The sequence below is a fragment of the Streptococcus sp. 4886 genome (assembly GCF_013276485.1).
GTDB lineage: Bacteria > Bacillota > Bacilli > Lactobacillales > Streptococcaceae > Streptococcus.
In genome coordinates this window covers 87,878-105,676 of the sequence record NZ_VMLD01000018.1, presented here as the reverse complement: position 1 = coordinate 105,676, position 17,799 = coordinate 87,878, and the positions used below count along the sequence as shown (strand labels likewise).

Annotated in this window: 21 protein-coding genes and 1 tRNA gene; 7 read left to right on the top strand and 15 right to left on the bottom strand. The window is 40.4% G+C overall.

The annotated features are described in order from the left end of the window. Positions 1 to 70: 70 nt before the first annotated feature. The 5 genes from HT679_RS08835 to HT679_RS08815 form a co-directional block, all read right to left on the bottom strand. The gene (locus HT679_RS08835; RefSeq protein ID WP_000595946.1) at positions 71 to 1,150 is read right to left on the bottom strand and encodes a carbamoyl phosphate synthase small subunit; all 1,080 of its coding nucleotides are present in this window, start codon (positions 1,148 to 1,150) and stop codon (positions 71 to 73) included. A gap of 49 nt (positions 1,151 to 1,199) precedes the next feature. Beyond that, on the bottom strand, positions 1,200 to 2,123 hold the full coding sequence (locus HT679_RS08830; protein WP_023936533.1) for an aspartate carbamoyltransferase catalytic subunit: 924 nt from the start codon (positions 2,121 to 2,123) through the stop codon (positions 1,200 to 1,202). An 18-nt stretch (positions 2,124 to 2,141) separates the two neighbouring features. Beyond that, positions 2,142 to 2,663 (bottom strand): bifunctional pyr operon transcriptional regulator/uracil phosphoribosyltransferase PyrR, encoded by a 522-nt coding sequence (pyrR, locus tag HT679_RS08825; RefSeq protein ID WP_138701911.1) that lies wholly within the window; start codon positions 2,661 to 2,663, stop codon positions 2,142 to 2,144. Positions 2,664 to 2,873: 210 nt separating this feature from the next. Continuing rightward, positions 2,874 to 3,503: an endonuclease III gene (nth, locus tag HT679_RS08820; protein WP_000244443.1), complete on the bottom strand. Its 630-nt coding sequence runs from the start codon at positions 3,501 to 3,503 to the stop codon at positions 2,874 to 2,876. Next, on the bottom strand, positions 3,503 to 4,045 hold the full coding sequence (locus HT679_RS08815; RefSeq protein ID WP_000773212.1) for a DUF177 domain-containing protein: 543 nt from the start codon (positions 4,043 to 4,045) through the stop codon (positions 3,503 to 3,505). Before HT679_RS08815 ends, nth begins: the two co-directional genes overlap by 1 nt. A 162-nt stretch (positions 4,046 to 4,207) precedes the next feature. Here HT679_RS08815 and HT679_RS08810 point away from each other — a divergent pair, with 162 nt between their 5' ends. Continuing rightward, on the top strand, positions 4,208 to 4,537 hold the full coding sequence (locus tag HT679_RS08810; RefSeq protein WP_173214165.1) for a helicase BlpT: 330 nt from the start codon (positions 4,208 to 4,210) through the stop codon (positions 4,535 to 4,537). A gap of 238 nt (positions 4,538 to 4,775) precedes the next feature. Further along, positions 4,776 to 6,335: an ATP-binding cassette domain-containing protein gene (locus tag HT679_RS08805; RefSeq protein WP_173214163.1), complete on the top strand. Its 1,560-nt coding sequence runs from the start codon at positions 4,776 to 4,778 to the stop codon at positions 6,333 to 6,335. A 44-nt stretch (positions 6,336 to 6,379) separates the two neighbouring features. Here HT679_RS08805 and htpX read toward each other — a convergent pair whose 3' ends face one another. Both htpX and HT679_RS08795 read right to left on the bottom strand, forming a co-directional pair. Continuing rightward, entirely contained in the window at positions 6,380 to 7,279 is a 900-nt protein-coding gene (gene htpX / locus HT679_RS08800; protein ID WP_173214160.1) for a zinc metalloprotease HtpX, read from the bottom strand. Position 7,280: 1 nt separating this feature from the next. Further along, positions 7,281 to 7,841 carry a LemA family protein gene (locus HT679_RS08795; RefSeq protein WP_000219822.1) on the bottom strand — a complete coding sequence of 187 codons (561 nt, stop codon included), beginning with the start codon at positions 7,839 to 7,841 and terminating at the stop codon, positions 7,281 to 7,283. Between the two features lie 93 nt (positions 7,842 to 7,934). Between HT679_RS08795 and rsmG the strand changes: the two genes are divergently transcribed. Then, positions 7,935 to 8,648, top strand: a complete 714-nt coding sequence (gene rsmG, locus HT679_RS08790; RefSeq protein WP_173214158.1) for a 16S rRNA (guanine(527)-N(7))-methyltransferase RsmG — start codon at positions 7,935 to 7,937, stop codon at positions 8,646 to 8,648. A 253-nt stretch (positions 8,649 to 8,901) separates the two neighbouring features. Further along, the gene (locus HT679_RS08785; RefSeq protein ID WP_173214156.1) at positions 8,902 to 10,185 is read left to right on the top strand and encodes a solute carrier family 23 protein; all 1,284 of its coding nucleotides are present in this window, start codon (positions 8,902 to 8,904) and stop codon (positions 10,183 to 10,185) included. A 190-nt stretch (positions 10,186 to 10,375) separates the two neighbouring features. Here the strand turns inward: HT679_RS08785 and ffh are convergent, their stop codons facing one another. From ffh to HT679_RS08770, 3 genes are all read right to left on the bottom strand, one after another. Continuing rightward, complete coding sequence (gene ffh / locus HT679_RS08780; RefSeq protein ID WP_173214154.1) at positions 10,376 to 11,947, bottom strand: signal recognition particle protein; 1,572 nt, start codon at positions 11,945 to 11,947, stop codon at positions 10,376 to 10,378. Between the two features lie 11 nt (positions 11,948 to 11,958). Next, entirely contained in the window at positions 11,959 to 12,291 is a 333-nt protein-coding gene (locus HT679_RS08775; protein ID WP_000402066.1) for a putative DNA-binding protein, read from the bottom strand. A 90-nt stretch (positions 12,292 to 12,381) separates the two neighbouring features. Further along, a complete protein-coding gene (locus HT679_RS08770) occupies positions 12,382 to 12,759 on the bottom strand; it encodes a DUF1934 family protein (protein ID WP_173214152.1) in 378 nt (125 codons plus the stop codon). Positions 12,760 to 12,830: 71 nt separating this feature from the next. On the opposite strand from HT679_RS08770, the gene HT679_RS08765 reads away from it, so the two are divergent. Genes HT679_RS08765 through HT679_RS08755 form a run of 3 tightly spaced genes read left to right on the top strand, consistent with a single transcriptional unit; the run spans position 12,831 to position 15,995 of the window. Then, on the top strand, positions 12,831 to 14,135 hold the full coding sequence (locus HT679_RS08765) for an HD domain-containing protein (RefSeq protein WP_045607053.1): 1,305 nt from the start codon (positions 12,831 to 12,833) through the stop codon (positions 14,133 to 14,135). Positions 14,136 to 14,147: 12 nt separating this feature from the next. Further along, a complete protein-coding gene (gene yidA, locus HT679_RS08760; RefSeq protein WP_000023504.1) occupies positions 14,148 to 14,954 on the top strand; it encodes a sugar-phosphatase in 807 nt (268 codons plus the stop codon). 42 nt (positions 14,955 to 14,996) lie between these two features. Next, positions 14,997 to 15,995 carry an SAP domain-containing protein gene (locus HT679_RS08755; RefSeq protein ID WP_173214150.1) on the top strand — a complete coding sequence of 333 codons (999 nt, stop codon included), beginning with the start codon at positions 14,997 to 14,999 and terminating at the stop codon, positions 15,993 to 15,995. Between the two features lie 225 nt (positions 15,996 to 16,220). Here HT679_RS08755 and HT679_RS08750 read toward each other — a convergent pair. The 5 genes from HT679_RS08750 to HT679_RS08730 form a co-directional block, all read right to left on the bottom strand. Further along, positions 16,221 to 16,292, bottom strand: a tRNA-Arg gene (locus HT679_RS08750). A gap of 42 nt (positions 16,293 to 16,334) precedes the next feature. Further along, positions 16,335 to 16,682 carry a 50S ribosomal protein L19 gene (rplS, locus tag HT679_RS08745; RefSeq protein ID WP_001068669.1) on the bottom strand — a complete coding sequence of 116 codons (348 nt, stop codon included), beginning with the start codon at positions 16,680 to 16,682 and terminating at the stop codon, positions 16,335 to 16,337. A 118-nt stretch (positions 16,683 to 16,800) separates the two neighbouring features. Continuing rightward, positions 16,801 to 17,130, bottom strand: a complete 330-nt coding sequence (gene crcB, locus HT679_RS08740; RefSeq protein ID WP_173214148.1) for a fluoride efflux transporter CrcB — start codon at positions 17,128 to 17,130, stop codon at positions 16,801 to 16,803. Continuing rightward, complete coding sequence (gene crcB / locus HT679_RS08735) at positions 17,124 to 17,498, bottom strand: fluoride efflux transporter CrcB (RefSeq protein WP_173214145.1); 375 nt, start codon at positions 17,496 to 17,498, stop codon at positions 17,124 to 17,126. The genes crcB (HT679_RS08740) and crcB (HT679_RS08735) overlap by 7 nt, the downstream gene beginning before the upstream one ends. Further along, entirely contained in the window at positions 17,495 to 17,761 is a 267-nt protein-coding gene (locus tag HT679_RS08730) for a chorismate mutase (RefSeq protein ID WP_000362440.1), read from the bottom strand. The genes crcB (HT679_RS08735) and HT679_RS08730 overlap by 4 nt, the downstream gene beginning before the upstream one ends. Between the last annotated feature and the right edge of the window lie 38 nt (positions 17,762 to 17,799).

Here is a 17,799-nt window from a genome sequence, read left to right as displayed (position 1 = left end):
GTTTCTCTAAATTCCGAGCTTTCCGTCCGTGTTCAGTTACATAAATTCTCCGACGAGCTTTTACTCGTTCTTAGTTTGATTGTTTAAAAGCTTCCATCATCTCGATAAACTCGTCAAATAGGTAGCTTGCGTCGTGTGGACCAGGGGCTGCATCTGGGTGGTATTGAACAGAGAAAGCAGGTTGGTATCTGTGACGCACACCTTCAACTGACTTATCATTGATTTCTTCGTGGGTGATAATCAAATGCTCTGGCAAATCCTCACGGCTAACTGCATAACCATGGTTTTGACTTGTAAAATCCACACGTCCTGTAGCAATTTCACGTACCGCATGGTTGAATCCACGGTGTCCAAATTTCATCTTATAGGTCTTAGCACCATTTGCCATTGCAAAGAGTTGATGCCCCATACAAATACCAAAGATTGGAATTTTTCCTTGCACACCGCGAATCATATCGAGTGCCTGTGGAACATCTTCTGGGTTACCTGGACCATTTGACAACATAACTCCGTCAGGATTGAGATGGAGAATTTCTTCAGCCGTTGTCGAATAAGGAACAACGGTCACATTACAGTTGCGTTTAGAAAGTTCACGTAGGATTGAGTGCTTGAGACCAAAGTCCACTAACACCACGCTCAAACCAACTCCTGGAGCTGGATAGGAAGTTTTAGTAGAAACCTGCTTGATATTATCTGTCGGCAAGACTGTCGCTTGGAGCTGGTCCGTCACATGGTCCATGCTGTCCCCAACATGGGTCAAGGTTGCACGCATAGTACCATGCTTACGGATAATCTTGGTAAGGGCACGCGTATCAATTCCTGAAATACCTGGAATTTTCTTGGCTTTCAAAAATTCATCCAAGGTCATTTGGTTGCGCCAATTACTTGCTCTACGTGCTTCTTCAAAAACAACGACTCCCTTACAAGTTGGAATAATGGATTCGTAATCATCACGGTTGATTCCATAATTTCCTACCAAAGGATAAGTAAAGGTCAAGATTTGTCCATTATAAGACTGGTCTGTAATGGATTCTTGGTAGCCGGTCATCCCTGTATTAAAGACGATTTCGCCTGTAACATCAATATCTGCTCCGAAGGCCTTGCCTTCAAAAACTGTGCCATCTTCTAATACTAGAAGTCTTTTTATCATATTTTCACCTCTCGTGGACGCTCACTGGCGTCTTTTAACGTCTTGTGTTTTAGTTGGCGTTCCTACTCGCCAGTACGGATTCTAAGATTGCCATTCGAACAAAGACACCATTGGTCATTTGTTGGACAATCCGTGATTTTGGTGCTTCAACCAAGTGATCTGCGATTTCCACATCGCGATTGACTGGAGCTGGATGCATAAGGATTGCTGTTTCTTTCAAACGGTCATAACGTTCTTGAGTCAAGCCATGTTGGGCATGGTAATCTTCTTTTGAAAAGACAGCTCCACTATCATGACGTTCATGTTGCACACGGAGAAACATCATGACATCCACCTGATCAATGATTTCATCAATGGTTACAAACTGTCCATAGTCTGCAAACTCTTGACTTCTCCATTCCTCAGGTCCAGCAAAATAAAGTTCTGCACCTAAGCGTTTCAAAATCTGCATATTAGATTTGGCAACGCGTGAGTGGTCCAAGTCACCTGCAATCGCAACCTTGAGACCCTCAAAATGACCAAATTCCTCATAAATAGTCATCAAATCCAGCAAGCTTTGGCTAGGATGTTGTCCCGAACCGTCTCCACCATTGATAATGGAAGTCGTAATCGTTGGACTTGCAATTAACTCTCTGTAGTAGTCAACCTCAGGGTGACGAATCACACAGACATCCACTCCTAAAGCAGACAGAGTCAAAATAGTATCATAAAGTGTCTCACCCTTATTGACTGAACTAGTTTTCACATCAAAGTCAAGTCGTTCCAGCCCCAGTTTAATCTCTGCCACTTCAAAGGACTTATGCGTCCGTGTAGAATCCTCAAAGAAAAGATTGGAAACAATCGGGTGGTTTTCATAGGGAAGCTGAGCTCCGTTTTTAAACTCAATTCCTCGCTTGATCAATTTCATCACTTGATCGACAGTGAGGTCTTCCATGGACACCACATGGTTCAATGCTTGTTGATTTTCTGACATGGCTACTCCTTTAGCTTTCTAAGCTTCTTCAGTAATCAGAACTCTGTCTTGGCCATCAAGTTCTGCCATCTCCACGATGATTTCTTCAGAACGACTGGTTGGGATATTTTTTCCAACGTAATCTGGACGGATTGGCAATTCTCTATGCCCACGATCGACGAGAACTGCTAAACTCACGCGCGCAGGACGACCATGACCTACAATATTATCAATAGCAGCACGGATGGTACGGCCTGTATAAAGCACATCGTCCACCAAGATAACTTCACGGTCTGTCACATCAACAGAAACCAAAGAAGTATCTTCTCCACTTTTAACATCATCACGGAAGGGTTTAGTATCCAATACCACAACAGGAACTGAAAGATTTTCTAGTTGCTCCAAACGTTCTTGGATTCGGTGGGCGATAAAGACACCACGAGTTTTAATACCAGCCAAGACGATTTTATTCAAATCTTTGTTGCGTTCGATAATCTCATATGTAATACGCGTAATCGCTCGTTTGACGGTCAATTCGTCTACAACTTCTTTTGTCTTCATGACAAACCTCCAAAAAGAAAAGTCTCCTTAAACAAGGAGACTTGAAATGTATAGCTAAGCAAGCCCAACTGCTAACAGTATAGACTCCACCCTTCTACTTTATCGCGCTCCTTGCCTGCCTCACGGGACAGGTTTAAAGGAATATTTAGTTATCAAATACTATAGCACAAAGCATGCTTAAAATCAAGCAAAAACTTTTGAAACCCCATCTTATAAATTGCTAAAATCATATAATTGTGGGTACTGGTCACACTCTGGATTTTTAGGATGACAAATGGCTCTTCCAAAATAAATCATGGCCTGATGAGCAGCTAACCACTGCTCCGGTGGCAAGATATCCATGACCCGCTTTTCCACCTCAAGAGGTGTCGCTGATTTTTTGACGATATCGTGGTGCTTACAAATACGCTCCACATGAGTATCCACTGCAAAAGCTGGAATCCCAAATCCTACACTCATGACAACATTGGCTGTTTTGCGACCAACTCCTGCCAAACTCTCCAATTCCTCACGTGTTTGAGGAACTTGACCATCAAAATCGTCTAGTAACTGTTGGGCACATTTTTTAAGGAATTTAGCCTTATTCCGATACAATCCCAAGCGAGAAATGTGTGAAGCAATCTCACTCTCAGTCGCCACAGACATGGCTTGTGGCGTTGGAAAGGCAGCAAAGAGACCCGGTGTGGCCTTATTTACCGCTGCATCCGTTGTCTGAGCTGACAACATGACCGCAACCAAGAGTTCAAAATGATTGGTAAAATCAAGACTAGGCTTGGCATCTGGAAACAGAGCAATGATTTCTTCTAGCACCTTTCGTGCTCGTTTTTTTGACAAGACCATTATTCGTCTCCATCAAATAGTCCTTGTAAGCCAGCAAAAGGACTGTTTTCTTCTTTCTTAACTGCTTGTTGAGCTTGGTATTCTTCCTCAGTCATGATTTGCCAGTCATTTCCTGACACAAATCCTTGACCAGCTTCTTCTTCAGCCGTCAAGACCTTGATAGGAATGTTCAGCAGGATATTGTCTGACACGCTCTCAGCAAGATCAAGTTCTCCATTTTCGATAGGCAATACCAAGTCATCATCTAGAACTTCTTGATCTAGCTGGTTGGTTGCGCCTTCCATGAAAACTTCCGTTACTGGATAAGATTCAACTAACTCAACTGGCTCCATACTGCGACTTGAAGCAAGAACAATGGTATAAGATAGTTGATAATCTAAGAAATACATACGGTCTTCGTACTGTACTTTCCCAACAGCAAGGATATCTTTTACATCTAAAATTTCTTGATTACGTGCACGCAGGTCTGCGGCTAAGTCTAATGTTTGTTCAAAATGCAAGCCTTCAGACTGCTTGCGAATCTCTTGAATATTTAATTTCATACTTCCTCCATAAAGATTTACTCTCTTGATTATACCATGAAAAGGCTACAAATCAGCCCACCAAACTTTGTAATTAACATTCGATTTTTTAATATATTTATCACTATATTTTTTGGTCCTATACTATAGGCAAGAATACATGATAGCAAGGAGGATGCCCACATGAAAGACAAAGAACTCATTACTAATGCAACCCAACTCCTATCCGAGTTAAATAAAAGTTTCCAAAGCTGCAAACAGGGTAGGGCAGATGATATTCGACTACAAGAGCTACTAAACATTACTCTGCAAGAGCTCAAAAAAGCGGAAAAGTTAAACAACAGTATCTTAATCGACCTTGAGAAATTTTACCAACGCACCAGTCTTCTGATAGGCCTCAGTAGCCTAAAACTGAACGACCAAGCACGCATTGCTTGGCGAAACTACGACAAGTTCCATTACGAGCATGTCAAACACCTACTAACTCTCTATGGACCTGTTTTCGTATTTTAGAGCATAGAATTTCCAGTTTTCTATTGACAAAATTTCCTTAAAGGTATAGGATAAAGGTACTAATACTCGGAGGTAATGGAGACATGAACAACTAAGTCTATCAAATAAAGAAACTTTATTTAGTAGATCTTGTTTTTGTCTCTTTTTGTGTGCTCTTTTATGCTCTTTTTCTGGCATTTTAATAGAGTTTTTTTGACAGTGACTTTGGGCTCTACTAGGTAAAGTAGAGCTTTTTGTTATGCACTATAGACATTATAGAAAGGGCAATCATATGATAAAAATCAATCATCTGACCATCACACAAAACAAAGATTTACGAGACCTTGTCTCTGATCTAACCATGACCATCCAAGACGGGGAAAAGGTTGCTATTATTGGCGAAGAAGGAAATGGTAAATCAACCTTGCTTAAAACTTTAATGAGAGAAACTTTACCTGATTTCACTATCAGGGGAGACATCCAGTCTGACTATCAGTCACTGGCCTATATTCCTCAAAAACTTCCCGAGGAGCTGAAAAAGAAAACTTTACACGACTACTTCTTTTTAGATACTATTGATTTAGATTACAGTGTCCTCTATCGTTTAGCTGAGGAATTGCATTTTGATAGTGATCGCTTCGCAAACGACCAAGAGATTGGCAGTCTATCAGGGGGCGAAGCTTTGAAAATTCAGCTCATCCACGAGTTAGCAAAACCCTTTGAAATTCTATTTTTAGATGAACCTTCAAATGACCTAGACCTTGAGACGGTTGATTGGCTAAAAGGTCAGATTCAAAAGACCAGGCAAACTGTTATTTTCATCTCCCATGATGAAGACTTTCTTTCTGAAACGGCAGATACTATTGTCCACTTGCGACTAGTCAAGCACCGAAAAGAAGCTAAAACTCTAGTAGAGCATTTAGACTATGAGAGCTATAGTGAACAGAGACAGGCTAATTTTGTCAGACAAAGTCAGCAAGCTGCTAACGACCAAAGAGCCTACGATAAAACCATGGAAAAACATCGGCGAGTCAAGCAAAATGTAGAAACTGCCCTTCGAGCTACCAAAGACAGTACTGCCGGTCGCTTATTAGCTAAAAAGATGAAAAATGTTCTCTCTCAAGAAAAACGTATTGAAAAGGCAGCTCAGTCCATGACCCAAAAACCACTTGAAGAGGAAGAAATCAGACTTTTCTTCTCAGATATACAGCCATTACCGGTTTCTAAAGTCTTAATCCAACTGGAAAAAGAAAATTTGTACATTGACGACCGAGTTTTGGCTCAAGAACTACAATTAACTGTCCGTGGTCAAGAAAAAATTGGTATCATCGGCCCAAATGGTATTGGAAAATCAACTCTGTTAGTCAAATTACAACAACTTCTGAATGATAAAAGAGAGATTTCGCTTGGTTATATGCCACAAGATTACCACAAAAAACTGCAATTGGATTTATCACCAATAGCCTACCTCAGCAAAACTGGTGAAAAAGAGGAACTGCAGAAAATCCAATCTCACCTAGCCAGTCTCAATTTCAGTTATCCAGAAATGCAGCATCAAATTCGCTCCTTATCTGGCGGGCAACAGGGCAAACTCCTGCTTTTGGATTTAGTGCTGCGCAAACCAAACTTTCTCCTGCTGGATGAACCCACACGAAACTTTTCTCCCACTTCTCAACCCCAGATCAGAAAACTCTTTGCCACCTATCCAGGCGGTATCATCACTGTTTCGCATGACCGTCGTTTCTTAAAAGAGGTCTGTTCGACTATCTATCGCTTGACAGAACACGGTTTGGAGGTAGTTAATTTAGACGATTTATAAATTTGCAACATAGTAAAAATCCAGAGATGACCTCTGGATTCTTTTTACATATGTTTTAAACGTTCAATCCGTTCTGAAATAGGTGGGTGGGTGTAAAAGAGTTTTTGGAACCCTCCCCCTTTCTTGGGATCATTGATATAAAGTGCACTGCTGGCATCATCTATAGGACGACTCATTGGTTTACTATTATCCAACTTACGTAGAGCATTAATCATCCCTTGAGGATTGCGGGTCAACTCGACACTGGAAGCATCAGCTAGGAATTCCCTCTGACGAGAAATAGCTAGTTGCACCAAGGTTGCAGCGAGAGGTGCCAGCACAATAGCTAGTAGGGAAACCACTAGCATAATGATTTCAAGACCATTTCCATCTCTATCATCGTCACTTCGTCTGCGACCTGCGCCACCCCACCACATCATACGACCTGCCATACTAGAAAGCATGGTGATAGCACTAGCAAGGGCAACAGCAATAGTCGAAATGCGGATATCGTAATTACGAATATGACTGACTTCATGTCCCATAACAGCTTCTAGTTCTTCACGATTCATGATAGCTAGGAGACCTGACGTCGCAGCAACCGCCGCATTTTGAGGGTTAGAACCTGTCGCAAAAGCATTTAAGGCTGGATCATCAATGATGAAAACACGAGGCATAGGAATCTGAGCCACCATAGCCATATCTTCCACTACATGGTAGAGGTCTGGTGCCATTTGCTCATCAACCTCACGCGCTCCATTCATGGACATGACAATCTCTGTCGATTGAAAAATCATGGACAAGGCATAGATAAAGCCGATAATCAGTGCGATAACCAAACCACCAAGCCCAGACCGCATAAAGAGATAACCAACCGCATAGCCAACCAGAGCTAAGAGTAGGAAAAATACCAGCAACAAAATCCACGTTTTTCGTTTATTGCTTGCAATTTGATCAAACAACATCTTAGTCACCTAAACCGCTAAAATCAACTTTAGGAACTGCCTTTTCCTCTTCTGGTGTTTGAAGGAAATCTGCTGCTTTAAATCCAAACATTCCAGCGATAATATTGCTTGGGAAAGTTTCTAATTTTACATTGTAGTTGCTAACAACACTGTTGTAGAGTTGACGAGAGTAAGAAATTTTATTTTCTGTGTTTGTCAACTCCTCTTGCAATTTAACAAAGTTGGCACTAGCTTTCAAATCTGGATAGCTTTCTGCAACTGCGAAGATACCTGAAACCTGACGAGTGAGTGCATCACTAGCTTTCATAGCTTCTGCTGGTGAAGTCGCTGCTGCCACTTGGTTACGTAGTTCTGCCACCTTTTCAAGGGTAGAACCTTCATACTTAGCATAACCTTTTACAGTCTCAATCAAGTTTGGCAAGAGATCATTTCGACGTTTCAACTGAACATCAATCTGGCTCCAAGCCTCCTTGGTTTGCATACGATTTTTAACCAAACCGTTATAGCTAACAATCACAAAAATAACAATAAGAGCGATAACTCCAAGAATAATCCAAGTCATTATATAAGTCCTTTCTACTTTTAGATTAGTACCAGTATATCAAATTTTTAATGATTGTGGTAAAATAAGATGATACTAAAGAAGGAAATAACTATGAAACCAGAAACATTTTACAACTTGCTTTCCGAGCAAAATATTCCACTTTCGGACCAGCAAAAAGAACAATTTGAACGTTATTTTGAACTCTTGGTCGAGTGGAATGAAAAGATTAATTTAACAGCTATTACGGACAAGGATGAAGTTTATCTCAAACATTTTTACGATTCGATTGCACCCATCCTTCAAGGCTTGATTTCAAATGAAAATATCAAACTTCTTGATATTGGAGCTGGGGCAGGATTTCCTAGTCTGCCGATGAAAATTCTCTATCCTCAGCTAGATGTGACCATCATTGATTCACTCAATAAGCGCATCAACTTCCTGCAACTTTTGGCCCAAGAACTGGATTTGGACGATGTTCATTTCTACCATGGACGTGCAGAAGATTTTGCCCAAGACAAAAACTTCCGTGCTCAATATGATTATGTAACAGCTCGTGCGGTTGCCCGTATGCAGGTCTTGTCTGAATTGACTATTCCTTACCTTAAAGTTGGCGGAAAACTATTGGCACTCAAGGCCAGCAATGCGCCTGAGGAGTTGTTAGAAGCTAAGAATGCCCTCAACCTCCTCTTCAGTAAAGTCGAAGATAATCTCAGCTATGCTCTACCTAATGGAGATCCGCGCTACATCACAGTGGTGGAAAAGAAAAAAGAAACGCCAAATAAATATCCAAGAAAGGCTGGCATGCCCAACAAACGCCCGCTTTAAATTTTTAAGTAAAAAAATATTTACAAAGTCAGCCTCGCTCTTTTATTTTTAGGCTCGGGAAAAAATGATTTACAAAATCATTTTTTTCTGCTATACTATCCTAAGCAAAGGTTTTTAATGTCATCCCGTGAGGTGACGAAGACGCAGAAATACTTGAAACTCTTTAAAGTCTAGATTTTAGAGAAGTCTTACTCTGAGGGCCTATTGCTGTAAAATAATGGGCTCTTTTTTGATGCCCAAAAGTGAGGTTTATATGAAACAAGAATCAACTGTTGATTTGTTACTAGACGTTGACCAACGTCCTTCGGCTGGAAAAGGAATTCTCCTTAGCTTCCAACACGTTTTCGCCATGTTTGGTGCGACCATCTTGGTACCCTTAATTTTGGGAATGCCGGTATCTGTTGCCCTTTTTGCTTCAGGTGTTGGAACACTCATCTACATGATTGCCACTGGATTTAAAGTTCCAGTTTATCTAGGTTCTTCATTTGCCTTTATCACAGCTATGTCACTGGCTATGAAAGAAATGGGTGGTGATGTATCTGCTGCTCAAACAGGGGTTATCTTGACTGGTTTGGTCTATGTCCTTGTTGCTACCAGCATCCGATTTGTAGGAACAAAATGGATTGATAAACTCTTACCACCAATCATTATCGGTCCTATGATCATCGTTATCGGTCTTGGACTTGCAGGTTCAGCTGTTACCAATGCAGGTCTTGTAGCAGACGGAAATTGGAAAAATGCTCTGGTAGCCGTTGTTACGTTCTTGATTGCTGCCTTTATCAATACAAAAGGAAAAGGCTTCCTACGAATCATTCCATTCCTCTTTGCCATTATCGGTGGTTACCTCTTCGCACTAACCCTTGGCTTGGTTGATTTTACACCAGTTCTTAAAGCTAACTGGTTCGAGATTCCTGGTTTCTACTTGCCATTTAGCACAGGTGGTGCCTTTAAAGAATACAATCTTTACTTTGGTCCAGAAACCATCGCCATCTTGCCAATCGCTATCGTAACAATTTCTGAACATATCGGAGACCATACTGTTTTGGGTCAAATCTGTGGCCGTCAATTCTTGAAAGAACCAGGTCTTCACCGTACTCTTCTTGGTGACGGTATCGCAACTTCAGTTTCTGCCTTCCTTGGTGGACCAGCCAATACAACTTACGGAGAAAATACAGGGGTTATCGGTATGACTCGTATCGCTTCTGTCTCAGTTATCCGTAACGCTGCCTTCATCGCGATTGCCCTTAGCTTCCTTGGTAAATTCACTGCCTTGATTTCAACCATTCCAAATGCTGTACTTGGTGGTATGTCAATCCTTCTCTACGGAGTTATCGCAAGTAATGGTTTGAAAGTCTTGATCAAAGAACGTGTTGACTTCGCTCAAATGCGTAACCTAATCATCGCAAGTGCTATGTTGGTACTTGGACTTGGAGGAGCTATCCTTAAACTTGGTCCAGTCACCCTTTCAGGTACTGCCCTATCAGCCATGACAGGAATCATCTTGAACTTAATCTTGCCATACGAAAATAAAGACTAAGAATCTAAACACCAAATCCGCTCAGACAACTGAGTGGATTTTTTCGTACACTATAATACAAATATCTGTAAATTGTTAAAATCAAAAAACGTATAATATCAGGTATTCTAAAAACTTGATACTATACGTTTTATCATAGAAATTTTTACTTCATTTTCTCATCAAATGAGATTTGCATCAATCCCTTGTCTTACTTACGTTTCTTCTTTGCTTTTTTCATTTTATTCGCCATGCGTTTCATGGACTGTTTCATGGCAAATTCACCGATTTTACCTTTGAGTCCGCCACCAAACATCTGGCTCATATCTGGCATTCCTGCTCCTCCGAGAGCTGACAAGTCAGGCAGACCACCTTGTCTCATCATTCCTTCAAGGGCAGACATATCCATTCCTCCCATATTTGGCATATTTTTAGGAAGGTTGTTTGGATTGATCCCCATTTGCTTCATCATTTTGTTCATATCCCCAGACATAACTCCTTGCATGAGTTGTTTAGCCTGGTTAAAGTCTTTGATGAATTTATTAACTTCGACAAATGTATTCCCAGAACCTGCGGCAATACGACGACGACGGCTTGGATTTAACAAATCTGGATTTTCACGTTCTTCAGGCGTCATTGAAGACACAATGGCACGTTTGCGCGCAATCTGACGCTCATCCACCTTCATGTTTTGAAGGGCTGGATTGTTAGCCATACCTGGAATCATCTTGAGCAAGTCTTCCATTGGCCCCATGTTTTGCACCTGATCCAACTGATCAATGAAATCATTGAAATCAAAGGTGTTTTCACGCATCTTCTCAGCCATTTCAAGGGCTTTTTGCTCATCGTATTCCTGAGAAGCTTTCTCAATCAAAGTGAGCATATCCCCCATACCAAGGATACGGCTAGACATGCGATCTGGGTGGAAGGTTTCAATGTCCGTAATCTTTTCACCAGTACCAGTGAACTTGATTGGTTTTCCAGTAATGTGACGAACAGATAGAGCAGCACCACCACGAGTGTCCCCATCAATCTTGGTAAGGATAACCCCAGTCACTTCCAACTGAGCATTAAACTCACGCGCAACATTAGCCGCTTCCTGACCAATCATGGCATCAACGACAAGGAGAATTTCATTTGGTTGAGCCAGTGCTTTTACGTCACGAAGCTCATTCATCAATAGCTCATCAATCTGCAAACGACCTGCCGTATCAATCAAGACATAGTCGTTATGATTGGCTTGGGATTGTTCCAAACCTTGACGAACAATCTCAACAGCTGGTACTTCTGTTCCAAGTGCGAAGACAGGCACATCAATCTGTTGCCCCAAGGTCTTAAGCTGGTCAATGGCTGCTGGACGATAGATATCCGCCGCAATCATCAAAGGACGAGCATTTTCTTCTTTCTTGAGTTTGTTGGCCAATTTACCAGCAAAGGTTGTTTTACCAGCCCCCTGCAAACCGACCATCATGATGATTGTAGGAATCTTAGGTGACTTGATAATTTCTGCCGTATCAGAACCCAAAACAGCCGTCAGTTCCTCATCAACGATTTTAATAATTTGTTGCGCAGGATTAAGGGTATCAATGACCTCATGCCCGACTGCACGCTCACGAACTTTCTTGATAAAGTCCTTTACAACAGGCAAGGCAACGTCGGCCTCAAGCAAGGCCAAGCGAATTTCTTTGGTTGCCTCTTGGACATCAGATTCAGAGATTTTTCCTTTTTTACGTAGATTTTTAAAGACGTTCTGCAAACGTTCTGTTAAACTTTCAAATGCCATTTTTCTTCCTCTTATTCTCTATTATCAATGCTTGTTAAAATTTCTATCTGCTCCTGCAGAAAGTCATCCTTGGGATAGCGCTCTAAAATCTGGTCAAAAATCTGACTTCGGACAATGTAGTCCGAGTACATGTGCAATTTCATCTCATAATCTTCCAGAATTTTTTCTGTCCGCTTGATATTATCATAGACAGCCTGACGACTAACACCAAATTCCTCGGCAATCTCAGCAAGGCTGTAATCATCAGCGTAGTAGAGCTCGATATAATTCATTTGCTTGTCTGTCAAAAGCGCTGCATAAAATTCAAAGAGCGCATTCATACGATTGGTTTTTTCAATTTCCATAACTTTTATTATACCAAAAATTAGCCTAATCTACCACATTAGGAAGCCAATCCGAGAAGATAGCCAGGTAAATTTGAAAAAGACATAAGCCTAGCCCCAAGTAATTTCCAATTGATAGCTGGCAAAGGGATGTCCCTCTTGATTTTGTAGTTGATAATCTAGTTCAATCTTTTGCCCATCAACTTCATAGCGACTGGTTTGGATAACAAATTCCTGCATGCCCATTGGTGTAGGAATGTAGGCTAAACTATCGCTATTTTTTAGAAAGCGCATAATGGTCTTGGGATTTGAAAAACGGCTCATCACCAGTTCTTGACCATGGAATTTAATCACTACTTTTTCCTTTTCCTCATTATAGAAAAGCAGGTAGCTATAATCTCCCTTTTCATGCACTTCAACATCATAAAGCTGGTCAATCACTTCCAACTGTTCATCAAACTGAATCCTATTTCGCATCCGAATCTTCACATCAAGTCCTCTTTCTTGTCTCTTGTCCTACTATTTTACCAAAAAGAGCAGGATTTTGCTATAATGGTCATATGAACGAAAAAGTATTCCGTGACCCAGTTCACAACTACATCCATGTCAACAATCAAATCATCTATGACTTGATTAATACAAAAGAATTTCAGCGTTTGCGTCGTATCAAACAACTGGGAACTTCCAGTTATACCTTCCACGGTGGAGAACATAGTCGCTTCTCTCACTGTCTAGGAGTCTATGAAATTGCACGACGTATCACGGAGATTTTTGAAGAAAAATATCCTGAAGAATGGAATCCTGCCGAGTCTCTCTTGACCATGACCGCTGCTCTCCTACATGACCTTGGACATGGTGCCTACTCCCATACTTTTGAACATCTCTTTGATACAGATCATGAGGCCATTACTCAGGAAATCATCCAAAGTCCTGAAACGGAGATTCATCAAGTCCTGCTACAAGTGGCGCCAGATTTTCCAGAAAAGGTAGCCAGTGTCATAGACCATACCTATCCTAACAAGCAGGTCGTGCAACTCATTTCTAGTCAGATTGATGCGGACCGCATGGACTATCTCTTGCGCGACTCCTATTTTACAGGAGCATCCTATGGGGAATTTGACCTGACTCGCATCCTCCGAGTCATTCGTCCTGTCGAAAATGGTATCGCCTTTCAGCGCAATGGCATGCACGCTATCGAAGACTACGTCCTCAGTCGCTACCAGATGTATATGCAGGTTTATTTTCACCCAGCAACACGCGCCATGGAGGTCCTCCTTCAAAACCTTCTCAAACGGGCTAAGGAACTTTATCCAGAAGATAAGGACTTCTTTGCACGAACTTCCCCACATCTCCTGCCTTTCTTTGAAAAAAATGTGACCTTGTCTGATTATCTGGCTCTGGATGATGGTGTGATGAATACCTACTTCCAGCTCTGGATGACCAGTCCTGACAAGATACTCGCAGACCTGTCGCAACGCTTTGTCAACCGCAAGGTCTTTAAATCCATTACCTTTTCACAAGAAGATCAAGACCAACTCGCTAGCATGAGAAAATTGGTTGAGGACATCGGCTTTGACCCCGACTACTACACTGCCATTCATAAGAACTTTGACCTCCCTTATGATATCTATCGTCCCGAATCTGAAAATCCACGGACACAGATTGAGATTTTACAAAAAAATGGAGAACTAGCCGAACTCTCTAGCCTGTCTCCTATCGTCCAATCCCTTGCTGGCAGTCGACACGGAGATAATCGTTTCTATTTTCCAAAGGAAATGTTGGACCAAAACAGTATCTTCGCAAGTATCACCCAGCAATTTTTACACTTGATTGAGAACGATCATTTTACTCCAAATAAAAACTAGAAGAGGAAATTTATGAGTATTAAACTAATTGCCGTTGATATCGACGGAACCCTAGTCAACAGCCAAAAGGAGATCACTCCTGAAGTCTTTTCTGCCATTCAAGATGCCAAAGAAGCAGGTGTCAAAGTCGTCATTGCAACTGGCCGCCCTATCGCAGGTGTTGCCAAACTTCTGGACGACTTGCAGTTGAGAGACGAGGGTGACTATGTGGTGACCTTCAATGGTGCCCTTGTCCAAGAAACTGCTACAGGACATGAGATTATCAGCGAATCCTTGACCTATGAGGATTATCTAGATATGGAATTCCTCAGTCGTAAGCTCGGTGTCCATATGCATGCTATTACCAAGGACGGTATCTATACTGCCAATCGCAATATCGGAAAATACACAGTTCACGAATCAACCCTCGTCAGCATGCCCATTTTCTACCGTACACCTGAAGAAATGGCCGATAAAGAAATCGTCAAGTGTATGTTCATCGATGAACCAGAAATACTCGATACTGCTATTGAAAAAATCCCAGCAGAATTTTACGAACGCTACTCCATCAACAAATCCGCTCCTTTCTACCTCGAGCTCCTTAAAAAGAATGTGGACAAAGGTTCAGCCATCACCCACCTAGCTGAAAAACTCGGATTGACCAAAGATGAAACCATGGCGATCGGCGACGAAGAAAATGACCGTGCCATGCTGGAAGTCGTTGGCAACCCCGTTGTCATGGAAAATGGAAATCCAGAAATCAAAAAAATCGCCAAATACATCACCAAAACAAATGATGAATCCGGCGTTGCCCATGCCATCCGGACATGGGTACTGTAAAAGTATCATTTTTCAATAAGAATTGATTAGCAATAAAATCCAATGAATTTTTTTAGCAAACTATTTAATTTAAAACAAAATAATCATAATAGAGACACAAATTCTGATTGTAACAATTTTTACCTAAACAAATTAGAGTGCGGCCTTACTCCTGGACAACTCATACTCATAGATTGGACTCAAAAAACAGGGAGAAATTATAATTTCCCAAGATATTTTAAATACTCTCTTCAAATTGACCCTGAATCTACACACAATCAATTATACAAATTAGGATACTTCACTAAAAATAAGACTTTATCATATCTTAAAGTAGTAGAATTAAAAACTATATTATCTAAACATAATTTACCTACTTCTGGAAAAAAAGCAGAATTAATTACAAGAATAATTAATAATATCAACGTTGACAAATTAGATATTCCGTTCGAATTTAAACTAACAAAAGAAGCACAAAATCTTATTATCGAACATAGTGACTATATCAAAGCATACTATGATAAAGACATAACTATGGAAGATTATTGTAAAGAAAAAAATAATATCTCTTTTAAAGCAACTTTTGGTGATATAAAATGGAGTCTTTTAAATAAACAAGCTCATAGGAATACTGTATCAGGAGATTTTGGATGTTTATCTAACACACGAAAGGCTCAAGGAAGACATTTGGAACAAGAAGGTAATATTAAACATTATTTAATATATTACATAGAATCTTTGATAATTACTAGTTCAGGATTAGAAAACAATTTTTCAGCCACTGATTATCCAGTATATTATCCCGATTCGATACCTGACTACTCACTAAAACATATTCAAACATTAATGGAATCATTATCTGATGACGATTACGATTTTGCTTTTGATGAAGCATTATTTCGCTTCTCAATTTTGAATGCAAATCATTTTTTATCTAAAGAAGATATTGACTATTTAAGAGTTAATTTACCTTGTTCTACTGCTGAAGAAATAAACAATTACTTAAAGAAATATGAATGTTATAGTCCTTTAAATAATTTAGAACTTGACGATTTTGAATAAATTGATTATACAAACATTTATATACTCGATATAGTCTCAATTTTATCTGATGATTGCCCAAATTTTTCAATAATAAAACGCATAATATTATGGAGATAATGAACTGCACCCCAAAAGTTAGACAGAAAAAATCTAACTTTTGGGGGTCAGTACATAAATCCCCTATATTATGCGTTCTTTTAATATCAAAGACTTTTTGACAAACTTCTTTGATATCTAATTACATGCCCCCTGCAGGAATCGAACCTGCAACTACTCCTTAGGAGGGAGTTGTTATATCCATTGAACTAAGGGGGCTAGATAAAAACTCTGCTGAAAAAGCAGAGTTTTTTAGTCGAATTAACGACGGATTTCTTTGATACGAGCTGCTTTACCTTGAAGAGCACGCAAGTAGTACAATTTCGCACGACGTACTTTACCGTAACGAACAACTTCGATTTTTTCAACACGTGGAGTGTGGATTGGGAAGATACGCTCAACACCTACACCGTTAGAGATTTTACGAACTGTGTAGTTTTCTGAGATTCCAGCACCTTTACGTGCGATAACAACACCTTCAAAAATCTGGATACGTTCACGGTTACCTTCGACAACTTTCGCGTGTACACGAACAGTGTCACCAGGACGGAATGATGGGATATCTGTACGAAGTTGACCTTCAGTCAAGCTTTGGATTAATGGATTCATTTTATTCTCCTATCTTTGTCAATCTTGAGGAATCTTCCTCAGCGGATAAACTGTATTTTTGTGCGTCCATTACACACAAGATACAGTTTACCAAATTTCCACAAAAAAGTAAAGAAATTTATAGCAGAATTCCTAAAAAAATCGCAACTAAACCACCTATGTAGGTTAAGGCTAGGTAGCTATAAAATACCTTCTTATCACTTAACAGTCTTTGGAGTTCGTCATTCAAGGTAGAGAAAGTCGTTAAACCGCCACAAAATCCTGTTGCTAGAATAGCATAGACTTCCTTAGACTCTACATGATTATAGAATAATCCAATCAAAAAACAACCTAAAAGATTGGCTATGAGAGTTCCGAGGGGCAATTTAGATGCTTGATTATAGCGGGAAAAGAAATAACGTACGAGCGCTCCTAAGCCACAAGCAATTGCAAGATAGACGATTACCATTTCTTCCTCCCTAGAAAATAAGCCAAGAGTAGACCTCCACCAATACTCAAAAGCAAATACATAACTAAACTAAGATAACGCCCTGTATCAAGCAGTTTCACAGCATCAAGCATGAGACTGGAAAAAGTTGTCAGCCCCCCACAAAAACCTGTCCCCAGAGCTAAAATAACGCCTTTACTGGTTCCCTTATAGACCAAATAACCCTTGACAAGATAAACCAAGCAGAAAATGCCCAGATAGTTGACAAAGAGAGTGCCCCAAGGAAAGTCTGGACTGGCTGGTAACCAAGTGGAAACTAGGTAGCGGACAAGTCCACCCAACATAGCAGCTAGAAAAATCCCTAGCGGATAAAATTGTTCTTTTTTCATTTGATGTTTTGATCCTGATAATCACGCGAACGTTTGAGTATGTCCGAAAAAGTCGCGACAATAGTCTCCTGATAGCGCTTGTCCTCTACACGACTTCTAACCTTTTCAAAAATAACTTCTTCTCTCTTAGTATCTAAAATCGGTTTACCTGAAGCTTTCTTATAGGCAACTACCCCCTCAACCAAATGCATTCGTTCTTCTAAGAGCTTGACGATTTGGTCGTCGATTTGATCAATTTCTTGACGAATAATATCTAAATCCATACAGTCTCCTCCTTTATTTGAATTATTGTATCAAAAAG

What these genes read in the sequence shown, in the direction of transcription:
- HT679_RS08835 (WP_000595946.1), bottom strand. Translation starts at nt 1,150, where the DNA reads ATGATAAAAAGACTTCTAGTATTAGAAGATGGCACAGTTTTTGAAGGC.
- HT679_RS08830 (WP_023936533.1), bottom strand. Translation starts at nt 2,123, where the DNA reads ATGTCAGAAAATCAACAAGCATTGAACCATGTGGTGTCCATGGAAGAC.
- pyrR (WP_138701911.1), bottom strand. Translation starts at nt 2,663, where the DNA reads ATGAAGACAAAAGAAGTTGTAGACGAATTGACCGTCAAACGAGCGATT.
- nth (WP_000244443.1), bottom strand. Translation starts at nt 3,503, where the DNA reads ATGGTCTTGTCAAAAAAACGAGCACGAAAGGTGCTAGAAGAAATCATT.
- HT679_RS08815 (WP_000773212.1), bottom strand. Translation starts at nt 4,045, where the DNA reads ATGAAATTAAATATTCAAGAGATTCGCAAGCAGTCTGAAGGCTTGCAT.
- HT679_RS08810 (WP_173214165.1), top strand. Translation starts at nt 4,208, where the DNA reads ATGAAAGACAAAGAACTCATTACTAATGCAACCCAACTCCTATCCGAG.
- HT679_RS08805 (WP_173214163.1), top strand. Translation starts at nt 4,776, where the DNA reads ATGCACTATAGACATTATAGAAAGGGCAATCATATGATAAAAATCAAT.
- htpX (WP_173214160.1), bottom strand. Translation starts at nt 7,279, where the DNA reads ATGTTGTTTGATCAAATTGCAAGCAATAAACGAAAAACGTGGATTTTG.
- HT679_RS08795 (WP_000219822.1), bottom strand. Translation starts at nt 7,841, where the DNA reads ATGACTTGGATTATTCTTGGAGTTATCGCTCTTATTGTTATTTTTGTG.
- rsmG (WP_173214158.1), top strand. Translation starts at nt 7,935, where the DNA reads ATGAAACCAGAAACATTTTACAACTTGCTTTCCGAGCAAAATATTCCA.
- HT679_RS08785 (WP_173214156.1), top strand. Translation starts at nt 8,902, where the DNA reads ATGAAACAAGAATCAACTGTTGATTTGTTACTAGACGTTGACCAACGT.
- ffh (WP_173214154.1), bottom strand. Translation starts at nt 11,947, where the DNA reads ATGGCATTTGAAAGTTTAACAGAACGTTTGCAGAACGTCTTTAAAAAT.
- HT679_RS08775 (WP_000402066.1), bottom strand. Translation starts at nt 12,291, where the DNA reads ATGGAAATTGAAAAAACCAATCGTATGAATGCGCTCTTTGAATTTTAT.
- HT679_RS08765 (WP_045607053.1), top strand. Translation starts at nt 12,831, where the DNA reads ATGAACGAAAAAGTATTCCGTGACCCAGTTCACAACTACATCCATGTC.
- yidA (WP_000023504.1), top strand. Translation starts at nt 14,148, where the DNA reads ATGAGTATTAAACTAATTGCCGTTGATATCGACGGAACCCTAGTCAAC.
- HT679_RS08755 (WP_173214150.1), top strand. Translation starts at nt 14,997, where the DNA reads ATGAATTTTTTTAGCAAACTATTTAATTTAAAACAAAATAATCATAAT.
- rplS (WP_001068669.1), bottom strand. Translation starts at nt 16,682, where the DNA reads ATGAATCCATTAATCCAAAGCTTGACTGAAGGTCAACTTCGTACAGAT.
- crcB (WP_173214148.1), bottom strand. Translation starts at nt 17,130, where the DNA reads ATGGTAATCGTCTATCTTGCAATTGCTTGTGGCTTAGGAGCGCTCGTA.
- crcB (WP_173214145.1), bottom strand. Translation starts at nt 17,498, where the DNA reads ATGAAAAAAGAACAATTTTATCCGCTAGGGATTTTTCTAGCTGCTATG.
- HT679_RS08730 (WP_000362440.1), bottom strand. Translation starts at nt 17,761, where the DNA reads ATGGATTTAGATATTATTCGTCAAGAAATTGATCAAATCGACGACCAA.